Origin of the sequence: Priestia sp. AB (assembly GCF_028369225.1) — a bacterium.
Classification (GTDB): Bacteria; Bacillota; Bacilli; order Bacillales; family Bacillaceae_H; genus Priestia; species Priestia megaterium.
The window spans coordinates 61,405-79,905 of the sequence record NZ_JAQMYN010000007.1; the positions used below are offsets into that span (position 1 = coordinate 61,405).

20 protein-coding genes are annotated in these 18,501 nt (G+C 36.7%); 9 read left to right on the forward strand and 11 right to left on the reverse strand.

Annotated features, from left to right (window positions below):
- Positions 1–120: 120 nt before the first annotated feature.
- From POF52_RS20525 to POF52_RS20535, 3 genes are all read right to left on the reverse strand, one after another.
- Positions 121–1,194: a branched-chain amino acid aminotransferase gene (locus tag POF52_RS20525; protein ID WP_271994477.1), complete on the reverse strand. Its 1,074-nt coding sequence runs from the start codon at positions 1,192–1,194 to the stop codon at positions 121–123.
- A 219-nt stretch (positions 1,195–1,413) separates the two neighbouring features.
- Positions 1,414–1,899, reverse strand: coding sequence for a hypothetical protein (locus tag POF52_RS20530; protein ID WP_057273249.1), 486 nt, complete (start codon positions 1,897–1,899; stop codon positions 1,414–1,416).
- 20 nt (positions 1,900–1,919) lie between these two features.
- A complete protein-coding gene (locus POF52_RS20535; RefSeq protein ID WP_098804737.1) occupies positions 1,920–2,507 on the reverse strand; it encodes a lysophospholipid acyltransferase family protein in 588 nt (195 codons plus the stop codon).
- A 269-nt stretch (positions 2,508–2,776) separates the two neighbouring features.
- Here POF52_RS20535 and POF52_RS20540 point away from each other — a divergent pair, with 269 nt between their 5' ends.
- The 3 genes from POF52_RS20540 to uraH are packed head-to-tail and all read left to right on the forward strand — an operon-like array spanning position 2,777 to position 4,992.
- On the forward strand, positions 2,777–4,099 hold the full coding sequence (locus POF52_RS20540; RefSeq protein ID WP_271994481.1) for a nucleobase:cation symporter-2 family protein: 1,323 nt from the start codon (positions 2,777–2,779) through the stop codon (positions 4,097–4,099).
- 12 nt (positions 4,100–4,111) lie between these two features.
- Complete coding sequence (uraD, locus tag POF52_RS20545) at positions 4,112–4,639, forward strand: 2-oxo-4-hydroxy-4-carboxy-5-ureidoimidazoline decarboxylase (protein ID WP_271994483.1); 528 nt, start codon at positions 4,112–4,114, stop codon at positions 4,637–4,639.
- Positions 4,636–4,992 (forward strand): hydroxyisourate hydrolase, encoded by a 357-nt coding sequence (uraH, locus tag POF52_RS20550; RefSeq protein WP_211078977.1) that lies wholly within the window; start codon positions 4,636–4,638, stop codon positions 4,990–4,992. Before uraD ends, uraH begins: the two co-directional genes overlap by 4 nt.
- 35 nt (positions 4,993–5,027) lie before the next feature.
- Here uraH and POF52_RS20555 read toward each other — a convergent pair whose 3' ends face one another.
- Positions 5,028–5,528 carry a GNAT family N-acetyltransferase gene (locus POF52_RS20555; RefSeq protein WP_013083340.1) on the reverse strand — a complete coding sequence of 167 codons (501 nt, stop codon included), beginning with the start codon at positions 5,526–5,528 and terminating at the stop codon, positions 5,028–5,030.
- A 416-nt stretch (positions 5,529–5,944) separates the two neighbouring features.
- Between POF52_RS20555 and POF52_RS20560 the strand changes: the two genes are divergently transcribed.
- The 3 genes from POF52_RS20560 (at position 5,945) to POF52_RS20570 (ending at position 9,294) form a co-directional block, all read left to right on the forward strand.
- Positions 5,945–6,439 (forward strand): hypothetical protein, encoded by a 495-nt coding sequence (locus POF52_RS20560; protein ID WP_271994489.1) that lies wholly within the window; start codon positions 5,945–5,947, stop codon positions 6,437–6,439.
- A 479-nt stretch (positions 6,440–6,918) separates the two neighbouring features.
- On the forward strand, positions 6,919–7,857 hold the full coding sequence (locus POF52_RS20565) for a PD-(D/E)XK nuclease family protein (protein WP_271994824.1): 939 nt from the start codon (positions 6,919–6,921) through the stop codon (positions 7,855–7,857).
- A 156-nt stretch (positions 7,858–8,013) separates the two neighbouring features.
- Entirely contained in the window at positions 8,014–9,294 is a 1,281-nt protein-coding gene (locus POF52_RS20570; RefSeq protein ID WP_013057219.1) for an Nramp family divalent metal transporter, read from the forward strand.
- 92 nt (positions 9,295–9,386) lie between these two features.
- Here POF52_RS20570 and POF52_RS20575 read toward each other — a convergent pair whose 3' ends face one another.
- Both POF52_RS20575 and POF52_RS20580 read right to left on the reverse strand, forming a co-directional pair.
- Positions 9,387–9,644 (reverse strand): hypothetical protein, encoded by a 258-nt coding sequence (locus POF52_RS20575; protein ID WP_230586552.1) that lies wholly within the window; start codon positions 9,642–9,644, stop codon positions 9,387–9,389.
- A 654-nt stretch (positions 9,645–10,298) separates the two neighbouring features.
- A complete protein-coding gene (locus POF52_RS20580; protein WP_271994493.1) occupies positions 10,299–11,087 on the reverse strand; it encodes an HAD family hydrolase in 789 nt (262 codons plus the stop codon).
- Between the two features lie 198 nt (positions 11,088–11,285).
- Between POF52_RS20580 and POF52_RS20585 the strand changes: the two genes are divergently transcribed.
- Positions 11,286–11,738, forward strand: a complete 453-nt coding sequence (locus tag POF52_RS20585) for a MarR family winged helix-turn-helix transcriptional regulator (protein ID WP_013083345.1) — start codon at positions 11,286–11,288, stop codon at positions 11,736–11,738.
- A gap of 36 nt (positions 11,739–11,774) precedes the next feature.
- On the opposite strand, the gene POF52_RS20590 is transcribed toward POF52_RS20585, so the two are convergent.
- Positions 11,775–12,209, reverse strand: coding sequence for a hypothetical protein (locus POF52_RS20590; protein WP_013083346.1), 435 nt, complete (start codon positions 12,207–12,209; stop codon positions 11,775–11,777).
- A 141-nt stretch (positions 12,210–12,350) separates the two neighbouring features.
- Entirely contained in the window at positions 12,351–13,433 is a 1,083-nt protein-coding gene (locus POF52_RS20595; RefSeq protein ID WP_271994498.1) for a tyrosine-type recombinase/integrase, read from the reverse strand.
- A 335-nt stretch (positions 13,434–13,768) separates the two neighbouring features.
- Here POF52_RS20595 and POF52_RS20600 point away from each other — a divergent pair, with 335 nt between their 5' ends.
- Positions 13,769–14,425 carry a DUF3231 family protein gene (locus POF52_RS20600; protein ID WP_271994500.1) on the forward strand — a complete coding sequence of 219 codons (657 nt, stop codon included), beginning with the start codon at positions 13,769–13,771 and terminating at the stop codon, positions 14,423–14,425.
- 3 nt (positions 14,426–14,428) lie between these two features.
- On the forward strand, positions 14,429–14,764 hold the full coding sequence (locus tag POF52_RS20605; protein ID WP_271994502.1) for a DUF3231 family protein: 336 nt from the start codon (positions 14,429–14,431) through the stop codon (positions 14,762–14,764).
- A gap of 53 nt (positions 14,765–14,817) precedes the next feature.
- Here POF52_RS20605 and POF52_RS20610 read toward each other — a convergent pair whose 3' ends face one another.
- The 3 genes from POF52_RS20610 to eat all read right to left on the reverse strand — a co-directional run bounded on the left by POF52_RS20610 (position 14,818) and on the right by eat (position 18,481).
- Entirely contained in the window at positions 14,818–16,011 is a 1,194-nt protein-coding gene (locus POF52_RS20610) for a TcaA NTF2-like domain-containing protein (RefSeq protein ID WP_176585437.1), read from the reverse strand.
- Between the two features lie 47 nt (positions 16,012–16,058).
- Positions 16,059–16,991, reverse strand: coding sequence for a TcaA NTF2-like domain-containing protein (locus POF52_RS20615; protein WP_271994504.1), 933 nt, complete (start codon positions 16,989–16,991; stop codon positions 16,059–16,061).
- A gap of 140 nt (positions 16,992–17,131) precedes the next feature.
- Entirely contained in the window at positions 17,132–18,481 is a 1,350-nt protein-coding gene (gene eat, locus POF52_RS20620; protein WP_271994507.1) for an ethanolamine permease, read from the reverse strand.
- Positions 18,482–18,501: the final 20 nt, after the last annotated feature.

Sequence of the window (18,501 nt, forward strand, 5' to 3'; positions counted from 1 at the left end):
TAAATAGTTCTAAATATCCAAAAAATAAATTGTTTCTTTTGGACTATTTGGTAACAAACAAAAAAAGAAGCGGGAGCTGTCCCGCTTCTTTTACGTAAAAAGATATTCGATTACCGAAATTTATTCTACTTCCACTGCCCAGCCGAATGGATCTTCCACTGTACCATTTTGAATACCTGTTAGAGTGTCATACAGTTTTTGTGATACTTCTCCCGTGTTTCCATCGTTGATAACCATTTTCTCGTTATTCCAAAATAGTTCGCCAATTGGAGAAATAACCGCAGCTGTACCTGTTCCAAATGCCTCTTCTAGTTTGCCTGCGGAATAAGCTTGCTTAATTTCTTCCATAGAAATACGGCGCTCAGTTACAGGCATATCCCAGTGTTTTAGCAGCTCAATGATAGATTTACGCGTAATTCCTTCCAAAATGCTTCCGTTCACAGATGGCGTTACTACTTCTCCATCGATTTTGAAGAAAATATTCATGCTTCCTACTTCTTCAATGTATTTGCGTTCAACTCCGTCTAACCACAGTACTTGTGAATAGCCTTTTGAGTCAGAAAGCTGCTGAGCTTTTAAGCTTGAAGCATAGTTTCCGCCTGTTTTAGCCGTCCCTGTCCCTCCGGCTACAGCACGAACAAATTCGCTTTCAACCGCAATTTTTACAGGAGCAATCCCTTCTTTGTAATATGAACCAACTGGAGAAAGAATAATGATAAATTGATAGCGGTCAGATGGCGCTACTCCTAAGTAAGGCTCTGTTGCGATGACAAACGGTCGAATGTATAGTGATGTACCTTCAGCAGTAGGAATCCATTCGCGGTCAATTTTAATCAGCTGCTTTAACGCTTCTAGCGCTAAGTTTTCATCAACATGAGGAATACAAAGACGATCGTTTGATTTATTTAAACGTTTGAAGTTCTCATCTGGTCTAAATAATAATACTTGCTCTTTTTTTGTTACATATGCTTTTAGTCCTTCAAAAACAGACTGCCCATAATGAAAAATCATGGATGCCGGATCTAATGTAATAGGTTGATAAGGGACAATACGAGCATCGTGCCATCCTTGGCCTTCTGTATAATCCATAATGAACATATGGTCCGTAAAGACTTTCCCGAATTGCAATTGATCAGATTGGGGCTTTTCTTTTTTTGTTTGACTTAGTGTTACATCGATTGAATAAGTTGTCATAGTTGTTTCTCCTTGCTCTTTATATTTACGGGTTTTTCGCTTAAACCTCTATATAAGTTACATTGTACAACTTTAGGGAAGAGTGTCACAATAGTTAGAGACGAAAAATTCTAAAAATTTTATAAAAATTATAAAGAAATAGCACCTAATCGAATTAAGTGCTGAATTGAAAAGGTTTTCTTTCTAAAAAAACTATTTCTACATTTTATTTATAACTATTTATAAACCAATTTTCACTCGAAGCTTTTCATCTTGTATTGAAAATTGTTTGATTTTCCCTACTGGAATGACCTTCACTTTATCAATTTCATTGAGATTGATATGAATTTGTTTTTCTTCATACGTAGTAACAGGCGGCTTGTGAAAAATTCGATAGTTGATCCAATTTTGATTAAGAGGTTTCATTTCATGGATTTTGAATAGAAGCGTACGTTCTTTTGCCTCAAGAGGTTCTAGCACAATGGAAAATGGAATTCTCACCAGAAATTTTTTAATAATTCCATTCACGTGAATATAGGAGTCTTGAAATGAAATAGAGAATTGCTGAATTTGATCTTGCTTTGTCATTTGCTTTTGAAAAATTCGCATGAGCATAGAAGCGGATATAGGAACGGTTACCCCGCTTTCAGCCATCTTTTCTTTCATTTTTGCCTGCACATCATCACTAATTACATTGTTTAACTTTCTCTGTACCCAATCCTTCATGATGCACCTCCGCTATGAAGTTATCTTGCTGTTTCCTCTAACGCACGAATTGAAGCTGTTAAATGGTTTGACACGTCGGCAAGGCGATCTTTTGTCAGTTTATCTTCTCCAAGGTAGATAGGTTTTCCAAAGGAGATAACAATAGGAACCTTCGAAAATAGTTCTTTTACATTTGCGGGTCCTTTGTAAACCGCGGGTACAATAGGAACCTTTGCTATACTCGCTATAGTGACTGCTCCTCTTTTTAAGGGAACGTCTTCCTCTGTTCGCGTGCCGCTAGGAAAAATCCCGACGATATGTCCTTCTTTTGCTAATTTAATAGGTGTTTTAATGCTGCTGGGTCCCGGGTTGTTACGATCTACTGGGAATGCGTTGAGTTTTTTTAATACATTACTAGTGAGTATATGATTAAAAAGCTCCTTTTTTGCCATAAAATGAATTTGGTGAGGCAAAATAGCCGCACCAAGCGCTACAACGTCTACCCATCCCTTATGCGAACAAGCGATCACAAAACCTGTGTCTGTTGGTAAAGACTCTTTATTCCTTATGTAAAGCTTACCTCTTCTTTTTAATAAAAATTTACATACGTGAGCCGCAAGATTATACATAAACATTTCCTCTTCCCTCTATTATTTGAAAATATATACAAAAATTATATCACTTACTATTAAGAGTTGGTACCAAAAATTAATGTAACATCTTTTTACAAGATAGCTTACCTGCTTCTCTATATATTGTAAAAAAGTAGATATCGAATCCTTTGTTTTTAGTCAACTTAACTAATGACATCCCTTAAAAAACATTTTACTATTAATATATCATTATAAATGTAATATTTATTGACATTACATGTGATATAATTAAAGGAGGTTTTTAGGTGAATAACCAAAATCGACCGTTTCGGCTAGCTTCATTGGGATTACAGCACGTACTTGCTATGTATGCCGGTGCCATTCTCGTTCCGCTGATGGTGGGGCGCGCATTGAATTTAAATACCCATGACTTATCCTATCTTGTGGCCATTGATTTACTAACATGCGGACTAGCTACGCTGCTGCAGGCATGGACGAACAGGTGGTTTGGTATTGGTCTTCCTGTTGTACTCGGAAGCTCATTTGTAGCGGTGACTCCTATGATTGAAATTGGAACTCAATATGGAATTAGCGCTGTTTACGGAGCGATTATTGCCGGTGGTATTTTCATCGTACTGGCAGCAAGTTTTTTAGGCAAAATTATTAAATTTTTCCCTCCCGTTGTCACCGGAACGGTTGTGACGATGATTGGTTTATCGCTTGTACCATCCGCTGTCCGAAATATGGCAGGAGGGGTGGGAAGCAAAGATTTTGGTTCTCTTTCTAATCTTCTTCTTTCTTTTGGTGTTCTAGCGCTTATTTTAATTTTAAATCGATTTTTCAGCGGTTTTCTTCGTTCTCTTTCTGTGTTGATTGGAATTGTAGCCGGAACAATAGCCGCTGTATTAATGGGAAAAGTTGATTTCACTAATTTTAATGAAGCTTCTTGGCTGCACGTTCCCACTCCTTTTTATTTTGGGATGCCCACTTTTGAAATCGGCCCTATTTTAACAATGATTCTCGTATGCTTGGTCATTATTATTGAGTCTACAGGCGTATTTTTAGCGTTAGGAAAGCTGTGTGATCGGGAATTAACGGAAAAGGATTTTACAAAAGGCTACCGTGCCGAAGGAATCGCCATTGTTCTTGGAGGGCTATTTAATGCTTTCCCTTACAATACATTCGCTCAGAATGTAGGACTGGTTCAATTATCGAAAGTGAAAACAAAAAATGTAGTGGTAGTAGCCGGCTTCATTCTCGTATTACTGGGGCTTGTTCCGAAAATAGCTGCTTTTACAACCATTATTCCCACCCCTGTTTTAGGAGGAGCAATGGTTGTGTTGTTTGGTTTAGTTATTTCATCAGGCATCAAAATGCTAAGTGCTGTTGATTTGTCTAAACAAGAAAATTTGCTGATTATTGCGTGCTCTCTTTCACTCGGCCTTGGTGTAACGGTGGTACCTGATTTATTCGCTCAGCTCCCAAATGCTTTGCGCGTAATTGTAAGTGATGGAGTTATCATGGGAAGTTTGGCTGCCATTTTATTAAATCTCTTTTTTAACGCAGCAATTGAACGAAAAGTACCTTCTGTCTCTTTGGAGAAGACAGATTATTCAGAAATAAAATAAAGGTGGTGTAGTATGAATAACGTATCCGTGCAGTATGTAAATCAGCTTAGCAAGCAGCATTTTGTTTCACTAGTTGGTGATATATTTGAACATTCACCTTGGGTTGCAGAAGAGGCTTATTCTAAAGGCCCTTTCTCTTCCGTTGAACAACTTCACGGCATGATGAAAGAAATTGTAGCGCAAGCATCTGTAGAAAAACAGCTGAAGCTGCTGCAAGCTCATCCAAATCTAGGTGAAAATATTGCCATGACATCTGCTTCTACTGAAGAACAAACCAAAGCAGGCTTACAAAACTTAACGCAAGATGAGTATGAACAGTTTTCTTCTCTCAATGGAACGTATATGGAGAAGTTTCCTTTTCCTTTTATTTTGGCAGTACGAGGCAAACAAAAAGAAGATATCTACGAGGCAATGCAAAGTCGTTTACTAAATACCGAGCAAACAGAGTTTGATACAGCGTTAGAAGAAGTATATAAAATTGCTTTCTTTCGCTTAACTGATAAAATTACTGAAGATAAGGAGACAAAGAAACGAGCATGACTAAAATCACAACGCATATTTTAGATCTTACCCACGGATGTCCGGCTGCTTTTGTCAAAGTTGATTTTTATCATATTCAGTCGGAAAGTAAACGAATAAAAATTTCACAGGGTACTACAAATGAAGACGGGAGGTTAGTAACTCCGCTCTTCTCTTCTGAAGCGTTTGAATCAGGAGATTATGAACTTCTGTTTCATATCGGGGAATATTATAAAAAACAAGAGGTCCAAACAACAAATCCGCCCTTTTTAAATCAAGTTTCTGTTCGAGTCGGATTGTCTTCTGAACAAGAACATTATCACGTCCCTTTGCTTGTGTCACCGTGGGGATACCAAATTTATAGAGGAAGCTAAAAAAAGAAACGGCGTCTTTAAACGTCGTTTCTTTTTTAGTTGAGCAATTTAGACATATAGTACTCATCAATGAACAAACCGCCAATTCGCAGTGAATGTTTTTTTGTTCCTTCAATTTCAAATCCTACTTTGTCATATAAAGAAAGAGCCTTTTCATGCTGTATAGCGACTGTAAGTTCAAGACGATGAATATGGTGTTCTCTCGCCCATTCTTCAAGTGCACCGATTAAAGCTGTCCCAATCCCTTGATTTTGAAACGTCTTTCGAATACCTAATGTTAGAGAAGCGATGTGAGCGTTCCGGTTAGCTTCCCCCCCTGTTGCCGCTATATATCCCACAAGCATCTCGTTTTCTTCTGCTACAATAATCGTAGAGTTTGGCTGCTGCTTAAAGATTTCGATGTTTTTCTCCTGCTGATCTGTGCTCAGCTTTCGCTCTCCGCTTTCAAACAGCATAAACTTACTTTCTTCTTCAATCTGTTTAAGCAAATCTACAAAGTTTGCAGCATCATGTAATTCTAGTTCTCTAATTTGCATGCTGATCCCCCTTTTTGTGTGTCCCTTTTGTTTGTATATGTATTGGTTCACCATTATAAAATATAGCTTTACAGTTTCTTACGAAAAATACGACTTTTTAAGAAGCCGAAGTAGAACAAAAAACCTACTAATCTCCTTTTTTTTGAAATGCTTTTTTCCTCTGTATAATTTTAAATCACTTATCAACTTCTGTAAATTTTTTAGATTCCCTCTTTTAATTTCCAATTATCTTCCTTTTCTATGGGTTTGATTTTGATCTAAGTAGACCTTTTATAGAAAACATATGACTATTATCCTGTTTTTCATGAAGAAAGAAAGCAATAAATGTAATTTTACTTGTAATCGTTTAAAATAGAAAAAGTGGAAATTTTATGTACCTATCCTCCTTAATTATTGGTCTGTGAAAGGAATTTATTATGAAAGTACAACCCACAAAATGTGGTGTATATGTCTTAAGCGGTCTAGGAGCTGTTATGGTGTTCTTCTTACTTTTACTTAAGAACAGTGCTTTCTTTCTAGAGGAAGAATACGATCAAAACAAACCTGAAGCTGTGCTTGCGGTCAACGAACATACCTATTACCTTCACAAAGGTTCTATTAACTGGTCAAACGGCCGGTCAACAACAAAAAAAGAAATAAATGTATATGATTTATATACATACATATTGCAGCAAAAAAGTATCCCATTGAAGCAGCAACAATTGGTTAAGCTCCATTTTTCGAACTTAGACGGTGCTTATATTCGTAGTGTGAGTGTGCATATATGGAGAGATAACGGTGAAAAAACCAAGCTGTTTGTCAAAAATAATGAATTTAAGGTTCCTGAAAATCAAGGTTTGTACGTTGTTGATATTGCGATTAACTCTACAAGAGGAACAATGCAATATGCGGCAAATGTGCAAATACAGTAAGTTTTTATATATTTACGTTTGGTCGAGAAAATCGGATAAGAAAACTCTTGTTGCAAGCAGGAAACGATGTGTGGAATAAAAAAGAAGTATTAAAAACATAGTGAAAGCATTCAAATAACAACCCTTAACTTTTTCAGAAAATAATCCCACAAAAAAAGAGAGCGATAGCGCTCTCTTTTTTATAAAATGAAAAAGACGTCCACGCAGGACGTCTTTGATGCGTTTGTGGCGGGGACCGTGTGACCACATTCACACGTTTAGCTCGAAAGCATGTCCTTCGACTTACACAAATTAGCTCATCGCTTTATTAATATAACATCCGTCACAGAAAAAAGCAATCAATTTTTAAATAGTTTTTTTCTATTTATACATATTTCGCGAGAATCCACAAAATAATATGCATGCGTAGCTATAGTCTATTTTAACTCAAGTACGAATATACTAATAGACCAACCTATGCGCAGTTTTTGAAAAAGGATGTGAATAGCTTGTTTCAAATCACTGATTTCCCTGAATTTTCATGGTCATACTCCAGGCATAAAATGGTCACACAATGCAAACGAAAGTATGCATATCATTATTATGTCTCACATAACGGATGGCTTGACAGCGCTTCTGCTCAGTCTCAGAGCGCTTATCGTCTAAAAAAGGTTTCCACTTTATCTATGTACGCCGGACAAGCCGTTCGTCAAGTGATTACAGAGGCCATTTCTGACTATACCTCTACACAGATTGTCCCGGATGAACAGAACTTAACGGAGAAAGCGCAGCAGCTACTAAATAACGCACTGCGTGATTCTACTGACTATGGAGAGCTTTGGTATCATAAGCCTGCTCAGTATAAGATGCTTTTAGAATTCTATGAAAACGGCTATATTTCTAAAAAAGATCTTAAAGACATGCAAAAACGGGTACACATTTGTGTACATCACTTTTTACAAAGTAAATCGTTTGGCGACATCGTATCTTCACCTTTTTTAGAAGTGGAGCCTCATCAGTCATTTCGTTCTATAAATGTGTATGATCATAAAGTATATGCGCCTTTTCATTCTCTTTTTAAAAATCCAGTCACAGACGAATTTACGATTGTTGATTGGAAAACAAGTAAACAAACAAAAGATGATTTGTTTCAACTGGCGATATACGCCCTCTACGTGCTAGCCGAATATAATATTTCCGTTGATCAGATAAAAGTCCGAAACGAATACTTGCTTTCAGGCAGTGCGCGTACGTATCAGCTTACTCTTCATGAAATTGAAGCTATTCTTCAGCAAGTTGATACAAGTATTGATTATATGAAAAATTTTTTGGAAGACTCAGAGGTAAATCAGCCTCTTCCGCTTGAGCATTTCCCTCAAACAGATACGCCTGCCTCCTGTCACGGCTGTGCATTTAAAGAATTGTGCCAAACGGGATAAAAAACAGCTGAAGATGATCTATATTTTTTGCTAAACTTTTTTATTGTCAAAAGAACCTTTGCTAGCATATAATTTGCATTAAGGAAACATTTTATACTTCATATAAAAAAATTAGCTTGGGCTATTTATTGTTCATCAAAGAAAGGAGCACTAGACATGAAAGATCAAAACGGCAGTAAAGCATTATCGGCTATGCAGCTAAGTGCTCAAGACGTATTGTCGGGTAAAACAAAAGGAATTAAGCGATTATTGCCTTTCTTAGGGCCTGCTTTTATCGCAGCGGTTGCTTATATCGACCCAGGTAATTTTGCTACTAACATTGCAGCAGGCTCTCAATACGGATACATGCTGCTTTGGGTTGTATTAATTTCTAACTTAATGGCTGTCTTAATTCAATCGTTATCAGCTAAATTAGGGATTGCAACGGGCTTGAATTTACCCGAGATAGCACAGGAACACTTCCCGTCCTTCGTTTCTTTTGGACTTTGGATCCAAGGAGAATTGGTCATTATGGCGACGGATTTAGCAGAATTTATTGGGGCTGCTCTTGGAATTTATTTATTATTTCATATTCCTTTGTTCCCAGCTGCACTTATCGCAGCGGTAGGTTCTTTTGCTATTTTAGAGTTACAAAGACGAGGTGTTCGACTGCTAGAAGCAGCGATTGCGGCGATGGTTTTTATTGTGGTATTAGCTTTTGGGACTCAAATGTTTCTTGCGCATCCAGACGGCGCAAGTGTTGTCCACGGCTTATTTGTCCCTCAGTTTCACGGAACAGACAGCGTGCTGCTAGCTTCTGGGATTTTAGGTGCTACAGTTATGCCACACGCGATTTATTTGCACTCAGCTCTTACGCAGCGCCGCGTGGTAGGAACTACAGAATCGGAGAAAAAAGCGATTTTCCGCTTTGAATTTATTGATATTGTGATTGCTATGATTATCGCTGGTGCAATTAATGCAAGCATGCTGATTGTCGCAGCCGCTCTATTCTTTAAAAACGGACTAAACGTGCAAGATTTGGACGTGGCTTTTACACAATTTGAACATTTAATTGGTCCCTTTGCAGCTATTGCGTTCGGAGTTGGATTATTATCTTCAGGACTTTCAAGTTCTTCGGTCGGAACAATGTCTGGAGATGTCATCATGCAAGGATTTATTAAACGCAGAATTCCTTTATATCTTCGCCGGTTCATTACAATTATTCCGCCGCTTTTGATTATCGGGTTTGGTGTAAATCCAACAAGTGCACTAGTTGTCAGTCAAGTTATTTTATCGTTCGGAATTGCATTTGCGCTTGTTCCTCTTATCATGTTTACAAGCAACAAAAAAATCATGGGCGGGTTGGTTAATCATAAAGCAACAACTACTGTAGCTTGGGTGATAGCTGCATTAGTCATTTGTTTAAATATCTTTTTGATTTATCAAACGATAGCATAGTAAATAAATCAAACTTTCAAGAAAAAACAAAAAAGAGACCCTAAAAAGTTAGGTATAGTCTAACAATTGGGTCTCTTTTTTGTTATTTTTTATTATACGATAGTAAAAATGAAGTAGACGAGAGTTCCAATAATGGCCGACAGTACTAAGCAACCCAGTGGATATAAATAAGAGTAGTTTTTTTTACGGATTGAAAGAATACGATCAACAATAAAAATAAGAATGACGCCTATCATTCCGAATTCAAACATTAACAACCCAAAAATGGCGTGGAATATGAATGACATGATAAAATCAATTTTTTTACTACGGTCTTTTACAAACGCACTGACTAATAAATCAACGATCACCGTGCCTAAAGTCCCCATTATTAAAAAGAAGGGTGTAAAAAACAAAAGGTATAAAGGAAATAAATCAACGAAATGCGGACTGGTTTTTTTAATAGAAAAATTGGGAATTGACTCTTTTATACCTGGTATAAAACAAAAAAGCAAAGCGAAAAGAACCATAGCTATAATAGCCGCTGATAGCTTTCTATTTAAATGTATATTTATTTTTTTATTACTAAATTCAGTAGTTGTTTTTGTATTATTATGATTCATATGTCTTTAACGTGATGTACGCACCTTTTCCTTTCTCATAACTTTTTTATTTATATTTTATGTCTATCTTTTGTTACCAGCAGTTACAATGATACACGTTCTTTTTGAACTTGACTACACTAACGCGCTTTATGTCTATTCTCTTTTTCTTTTTGTGTCTATCATTTGCTCCGCTTCCCTTGTATATTCCTTCTTTTTATTCAAGGGTTGTAGTAAGTATCGTTTACTCTTTCTATGAGAAACAAGATGGTTTTATAAAAAACGCCTTCTTTTTCTATAAAACAAAAGACAGGCGTTTTTTTCTGTATGTAATTCATAATCTTGTTTGGCTTCTTCAAACCTAAACACATCCGCTCTATAACAAAAAAGAGACGATTTCCACCTCTTTTTTGTTTGTTCGTATTATGAATTTAGTTCATCTAAAATTGAATGCAGTTCACTTAAATGGGTAATTTCATAAGTAGGAATGACTTCATTTCGCTCTTTATCGTGACGATTAATCCATACAGATTTCATTCCAACGCGAGAAGAACCCAGTATATCTGTCATTAAATTATCTCCAACCATAATCGCTTCATCTTTCTTTAAATCCATAAGTGATAAAGCATGGTCGAAAATAGATGGATCAGGTTTACCGCGGCCAAATGCACCTGAAATCACAATCTCATCAAAATATGGAACTAGTTCTGATGTAATCTCCAATTTGGTATTTTGTAAGTCAGGTGAACCGTTTGTTAACAGCAGCAGCTTGTACTTTCCTTTTAATTGATCAAGCACTTCAAACGTTTCTTCGTATACAAACGGTGTTTTGCGGCGCTCTAATGGAAAACGCTCAGCTAGCTCTGCTCCAAAAGCATCATCGTGAATTCCTAGGGCACGAAGACCTCGAGTCCAAGCTTCTTTGCGATAAGTAGGAACAATATCTTTCATTTTGCGGAATTCATCATGATCGTCTAAAAAATTTCCCCATAATCCTTCAAATGGATTAATGCCAATCATTTGCGTAAACTCATAGGTTTCATACGAAGCATATAATTCTCTTGCTTCCTTACGCACCGCTTCTTCTAGTTCTTCAGGTTTTAAATTATATTTCTCACTTGCATATGTACATGTTGCAACGAATGCTTCTTTTACGCTTTTTTGGTCCCAAAGTAGCGTGTCATCTAAGTCGAAAAATACCGCTTTAATCATGGATGTGTGTACCCCCTACTGTTTTTGAAAAAGTTTAACTATTCTTACACTAGATTACAAGGATACACACAATAAGTCTAGTGTATTTGCAATTTATTCTGTAAATTTATTTTTATAAAGCGTCCTCTTTACAAACAAATTTACAGAAATAAAAACAGCTGATATAATCACAGCATGTATGTATGCAGGAGGTTTTATATGGAATCGTTAGAAGAAATGTTCGGCATTCCCACCGTTCGTACAAGTAAGCGCTTAAGCAGAGTAGTTGCCGCACGCTTGCGCCCTTTTGGGATTACACCAGAACAGTGGACCGTTTTAAAACGCGTATCAGAAGCTGAATATAGTACGCAGAAACAATTAGCTGAACGAGCGGATAAAGATCAAGCGACGCTGACTAAAATTTTAGATTTACTAGAAAAACAAAATTGGATTCAGCGTATCAGAAATCCAGAAGATCGCCGCTCGTTTTTTATTCAAATAACAGAAGATGGCCTGCGTTTAAAAACAGAAGTAACGCCCGCTGTAGAGCAGGTATTTTTCGAATTAACGTCCGAATTAAACGAGCAGCAGGTGAAAATTTATACCGAAACTTTACAAAAGCTTGAATACCGCGCCGAACAATTGCTTCAAGACACAGAAGACCTGCGTTAAATACCCAAAACCCCACAGCTAACATTCTGCGGGGTTTTACACGTAGTTGGCGATGCATAGCACTTCTTTGATTTTTGAAATCACTTGTTTGGTTTCATCTGTTAAAGAGGTGAATTTAAACGCGATGGATTCTGCATTTGGATTAATGAAGGGTTCTTTGTTCGTGTCTTTGCGGTAGTCTTCAATTTGTTCTAAACAATATTTTAAAATAAACGACAAGTTCGCACGTCGAAATCTCAAACTGACGGTAGAAGGCCATCTTTTTTGAAACTGATTGCTTCCCTCATACTGAATCGCTCCGATGTAGCGTTCTCCGGATAAAAAAGATTCTTTGCTTCGATATAGCTGAACGGTTTGGGCTGTTCCGCTCCAGTCAATATAAATACCTGCTGTTTCACAAACTTCGTATATGTAATGAAAAAGCTCCGTTACTTCTCCGAAATGGTAGTGAAGCGGATGTTTAGCCGTCATAGGTAGCTCCCTCCTTTATCGACTTTCTACCATTATATTGTAGGGAAAGTAACTTATTCATTTATACAACTTATTTCATACGCATAAGCAGTAAAAATGAAAATATATGTTTTTTAGTTTACATAAAAATATTATAAGTAATTAGCGATAACCCGATTTTCGAAACGCGTCGTATACCGTATCTTCTTGAAGTTTTTCAAGATAAACGTTCGTTGTAGCAATAGAAGAATGCCCTACTACTTGCTTCACAACCGCAAGCGGAACGTCATTAGCTAAACTGTTTGTAATAAAAGTATGACGAAACCAATGAGGAGAAATAGACGCGTTTCCTTTTACTTTATAAACAGCTGATTTAATCGTTCGATACAACGTTGTATAGGATAATCGCTTCTTTTCGCCGGTACGATAGTACTCTTTAATGGAGTAAAAAAGCGGATCGGTGTCAAAAGGACTTAGTTCAGTGCTTTCATTTAACGCTTGCCGGTAAGTGAAAAGCGTTTCTTTCACATCATCAAACACGGGAATCGTTCGTTCTTTTTTTCCTTTACCAATCACATCTACAACCAAATTTCCGCGGCGGTCTTCGCGGAAGCTTCCCCAATTTAAACTCAGCAGTTCACTTGAACGCATTCCACTCATATACAAAAGCATTCCCATTAAGCGATTGCGCGCTTTGAATTCCTTTTCATGCTGACGAATGCGCACGACTGATTCTAACGCATTTACAATCACCTGGGCTTCCCGGTCAGTTAGCTCTCGGTACTCGGTGCGATTTTGTTTTTCCTTGTCGCTGTAATGTCCTTTTGCAATAGATGGTTTTTCAATCCACGTCGTATACAGCGAAGGATAAAAATGAGTAGCGTGTCCAAACTCTAGCATTCTTCTAAAAAATTCTAGCTTTCTTGCAGCGGTGCGATTGGCATATTGATTCATCATTTCTTCATTAAATAATTTGACTTCCATAAATCCAATCGATTTTAATGTAATCTCTCGTTCGTAGAAAAAAGACAGAATCGTTTTCATGTCTTGATTGTAAGATCTGATCGTATGAGGAGAAAGTGATTTTTTGATAATCCGCATTGAAAAAAAGAGCTGAATAAACTCTTCATCTGAAACGCGCTTTAAATTCAAATTGTTATCTTCATCTAATAGCTCTGCCTCTTCCCACTGCTCTTTTAGCTGGCGAAACGAATTTTTCACAGGCGACAATTCAAATTCTTCCATTTTACCCCTCCTAATGATTAAAAACAAAGGTATCCCTTTCAAATGATCCAGAATGGAATATAAAGATTTTTTATCGATTCGCAATAAATACCATTAAAAGTTTTTAAAAACCTCTCAAAACACAATTTAGAAAGCCTGTTTTTAAAGACTTTAATAAAAAAATCCATTATGTGTAAAACAAATTCTATTTTCTGCTTATTTCTCTACTTTATCATATGAACGCTTGATAAGGAAAAGTTATCTTGCGTTAGTTAACTAAAGGATTTTGAATGTGTTAGACATCAATGTTTTAGGAACACTAATAGGAGTTTAAGTAATATTTGGAGGTACCGAATTTGGATAATCAGAAAAATAGATTGACGTCATCAGAAATTACAAGTTTATGGGCACAATACATCCAAGACACCATGTCTGTTTGTATTAGTAAATATGTGTTAGCAAAGGTTAAAGATTCTGAGGTTTATTCTCTTTTTGAATTTACTTTAGAACTGACTGAAAAACATTTGCACGTGCTTAGAGATATTTTTAAAGCTAAAAAATTAGATTTACCGATTGGCTTTACTGATAAAGATGTAAATCTAGATGCTCCTTCTTTGTTTACGGACACCTTTTGGTTAGTATATATACACGAAATGACCATGCATGGATTAGCTGGATATAGTATATCTTTTAGTGTTTCAGCACGCAAAGATATACGTGACCATTATTATCAATGCAATATTGATGCGATGGACCTTTATAATAAATCTATTGAAATTCTTATATCGAAAGGTATTTATCAACGATCTCCCTACTTTTCTAAAACAGAAAGAGGTCACTCGATTACAGAATGGGGATATGTTATGGACCTATTCGGAGATAAAAGACAGCTGAACCCAATGGAAGCTGGAAATATTTATCTTAACTTAAAAAAGAGTATCGCAGCTAAAGCGCTTGTGAATGGCTTCAAACAAGTAACGAAAGATAAAGATATCCATAGCTTTATGGAGTAATGTTTGCGCACAGCCAGTAAGAATATAAACATTTTTTCTTCCTTACTTCAACAAGAAAACCTGCAGTCTCCACGCTTGATGGATGCTGAAATTACAAATTCTGACGTAGCCCCTTTTTCTGATAAACTAATGGTATTTCATGCAGGATTTTTGTTTCATTTAGCTACTACATATTATGCTGCAGCTATGATAACTAGTATGAGAATAGACGTAGCCGGACATTGTGATGCTTCTATTTTAAGGGATTTAAAAATCATCTCTTCCTTTGGGCGAATAATGATCAAAAAAGGATGGATCGAAAAACTGCCAAGAGCAGATGATCGGAAAGAATTATCTTGATATCCTGCGAACTTATCTGTAAATAAAAAACATCACGCAGAGCGTGATGTTTTTTAAAGTGATTCAATTTTAGTCAGGTGCAGCTGTTTATTGCTGTAGGAAACGGTATAGGTTCGATAATACTCTTTTTCCTGACTTTGACCGTTCGTTGTAATTGAAATGACTTCTTTCGTTTGAATTGTATAGACCGCTTCGTTCTCTTCTTCACTCACAGATTCCACGTCTAATACCGAATAATCAACGAGTTCTTCTCGAATGTCTCTTTCGTACAGCATTTTCACAAGCTGCTTTTGATCATTCCACAAAACACTATCCCGCTGGATATAAGGCTGTACGTGTTCAAATTTATTCGTGTTAATGGACTGTGTTAAATCTCGTAAATAATGTTCAATGAAAATATCCGCTGTTTCTTGGTCAACTTTTTGGATGTTTTTTAAATTAAAATCTTTTTCTTCCGTCTCTTCTTTTTCTTTTTCACCTTCTTTAAAATCGTCGATTCGCTGAGAACTGTTTTTGCTGATAGCATACGTTTTATTATTCTCTTTGAAAACGAAGATTTCTTCCTTTTCGCCTTTTTCATTTGTGCGGGTAGATTCACCTTGATACGAAATATCACTAGAAGGATTAATTGACTTTACGTATTTGATATATTCATCGGCCGTAATGTTGAGGTATTTTTGATGATAGGTAACTTCATCCCATTCGTTTAATTTCCAGTGCTTATTAACGTATTTAAAATTCATGTAAATGGTCAGTCCGCCGCTTCCTTCTTTACTAATTGGCTCAATAGCCGAGACCGAAAATTGTCCAGCGTGATTGTTAATAAGTTCAAATCGAATAAGATGAGTTACATCAGGAAAAAAGCTCATATTGCATTCTTTACAGTAATAATTAGTAGAAATACTTTTTAGCTTTGTTGCAATTAAAGATGAAGTTGCGTATGGCGTTAACGCTTTTTTTAGCGTTTCATAATCAGCAGGGTTAGATTCATTTTCCCATTCGTACTCTTCGCCTAATTCTTTATAGGTACTTGAAATTTTGTTCATCGTCTCAACCGCAGTTTTTTCTGCTTTTTTTTCTGATACAAGATCAGGCGGAAGAGATGACTTAGCTTGATCTTTTGGGATCACTTCATCTGAGGAAGGTTCGGTTGGTTTGGATAACTTAACTGTTTCTTTTTCTTCACAGGCCGTCAAAACCATTAGCAGCAGTAGAACGAATGCAATCGTCCATTTTTTTTTATGCATAAGGTGTCCTCCTCAATGCCGAATTTAGTCTGTTTTTAAAATGATCTTTAATTCTCAAACGTATCGAGCACGTAATCACCGCTTGGAATTCCCCACTTTGCCTTTTTATTCTGATCTGTTTTAGCAAGTAATGAAATGGAATTTTCTTTGAGCGTAATGACAATGGTTCCTTTATTTCCTTGTCCATCATTTTCATATTCAATGGCTGCTTGGTTATTTTCAAAGCGAATATTTTTTTGTTCAACGGTTGACACGCGGATTTTGCTAGGTGGCTGGTACGAATTTATTTTAATCGTTGCTTCCGAGTTTGATGTAGCAAGAAATTGAATGATAGGAGATCCGTTATCATTGCCAGTGGTCCATTTTCCATCGTAGTCATGTAAATCTGTTGTTTGTGTAGTGGGAGTTTCAGTGCTTGCATTTGGTTTAGATGAAAAGTCAAATGGTTCTACACTCGATAACTTTAACGTATCGTTTTGATAAACGGCTGTATAAAGGCGGTCACAAATTTTAGCATAAGGATCTTTACCTGGCTGTTTTAATAAGCTTTCCTCGTGGGTTTGTATTTTGAACACATGGTTAGGTTCTTCATACCAATTGACAATATGAAACGTTTGCTTCTTCTGCTCGATGCCTTGGCGTGTGAAATTTTCAACAAGAAGATTTTGCTCTTTATAAAAAGAACTGTCCGCTTTCAAAAAAGCTTTTAAATCATCAAAAGAGTTTTGATCCACTGCTTTTCCAAACGCTGAAAAGTAATCAGTCATCCAGGCTGTAATAAATTTCCCGCTCATTGCTTCTTTATTTAAATCAATCGATTGAATGCTTTCTACCTGTGTTTTTGGTTCGTTTAGTACTTTTTTTGCATCTTTTTCTACTATCATTGTATTTCCGTCTTTTAATGTTTCTTCTTGCTGACAGGCTGATAACAGAATAGATGAAACAACCGTGATAATGATTGTATTACGTTTGTTCATCATAATTGCCCCTTCTTTATCTAATATAAATGTATGTATATTCTTCCAACAAACAGACCTAGTATATCATTCTACAAAAAAACGCTCAACCCTTTAATTTCACAAGAAAAACGGCTTGCCTTTACAGCGAGCCGTTTTCCTTCCTATTTAATGGATGCTTCTTGATATGAATTGGCTGCTTCTTTTTTGAGCTGTCTAGAGCCATAAAAGACATAGTAAATAATTGAAAGAAGGAAAATTCCAAGAATCACGTACATTAAAGGTAGAGAAACACCAAACAGCATTAAATTTGTTGTAAGAACACTGTATTTTATAATGCTGTATAAGCACAGAATCCCCAATACTAAGGCAACGCTTGGCACTACCGGGTAATTTACTTTAAAAGGACGAGACAGGTTAGGTTCTTTTTTGCGTAAAATAAAAAGAGAAACTAAACTGATGCAGTACATCATCATTGCTCCGAATACAGACAAGATAATAAGAGCATTGGCAAACGTGGCAGATCCAGCACAAATCACACCGATTGCTCCCGGAATCAACAAACCCCCGACAGGAACTCCTTTTTTATTCGTTTTAGCAAGAAATTTAGGAAAGTAACCATCTCGTGCAAGCGCGTAGGTTTGTCTTGAAAACCCCATGATGATTCCATTTAAACTAGCAATTAATCCGAATAATCCAATAATAGCAACAACCGTTGAAATGCCGTTTCCGTATACAGAAGACAGCGCCTGTGGAAGTGGATAATCAGCTAGCTTCCCGCTTCCTCCGCCAAGTCCTGCTGTTACAAATAGTGTAAACAACGTTGCGGTTGCTAGAGTAATAATCGCTCCAATAAATCCTTTAGGAATGTTTTTCTTAGGATTTTCCACTTCTTCCGCTGCCATTGCTCCTCCTTCTATTGCCAGATAAAACCAAACAGCGAATGGAATAGCTGCTAGTACCCCTGTTGGCCCGTTAATAAATGAATAATCATTAAAAATATTCGATGTTTGTACATGAGGCAAACCAGCTACATAAAAAATAGATAAACCAATTAGTGCAACAATGGTAGCTGTAAGCTCAATCACCGCTACTTCTTTTACCCCGATTAAATTTAATAAAACAAAGAAAATAAAGGCACCTACCGTTGCGTATACAGGGTTAACGGCTGGAATGAGAAAATGCAGGTATGCTCCTGTTGACACTGCAATAGCAGGAGGAGCAAAAATAAATTCAAGCAAGCAGGCAATTCCTGCGATATATCCCCCAAAAGGTCCAAGTGCTCTTCTTGCATAAGCTGAAGGTCCACCAGCTTGCGGGATAGATGTTGAAAGCTCTGCATAACTGAACATAAACGTTGTGTAAAACACAGTTACAATTAAGGTTGCAATTGCAAGCCCAATAATCCCGCCTTGTTCAAACCCGTAATTCCACCCAAAGTATTGTCCTGAAATAACCATGCCCACTGAAATAGCCCATAAATGAATAGGTTTTAATTGTTTTTGTAACGCCATATGTTCTCCTCCTTTTGATG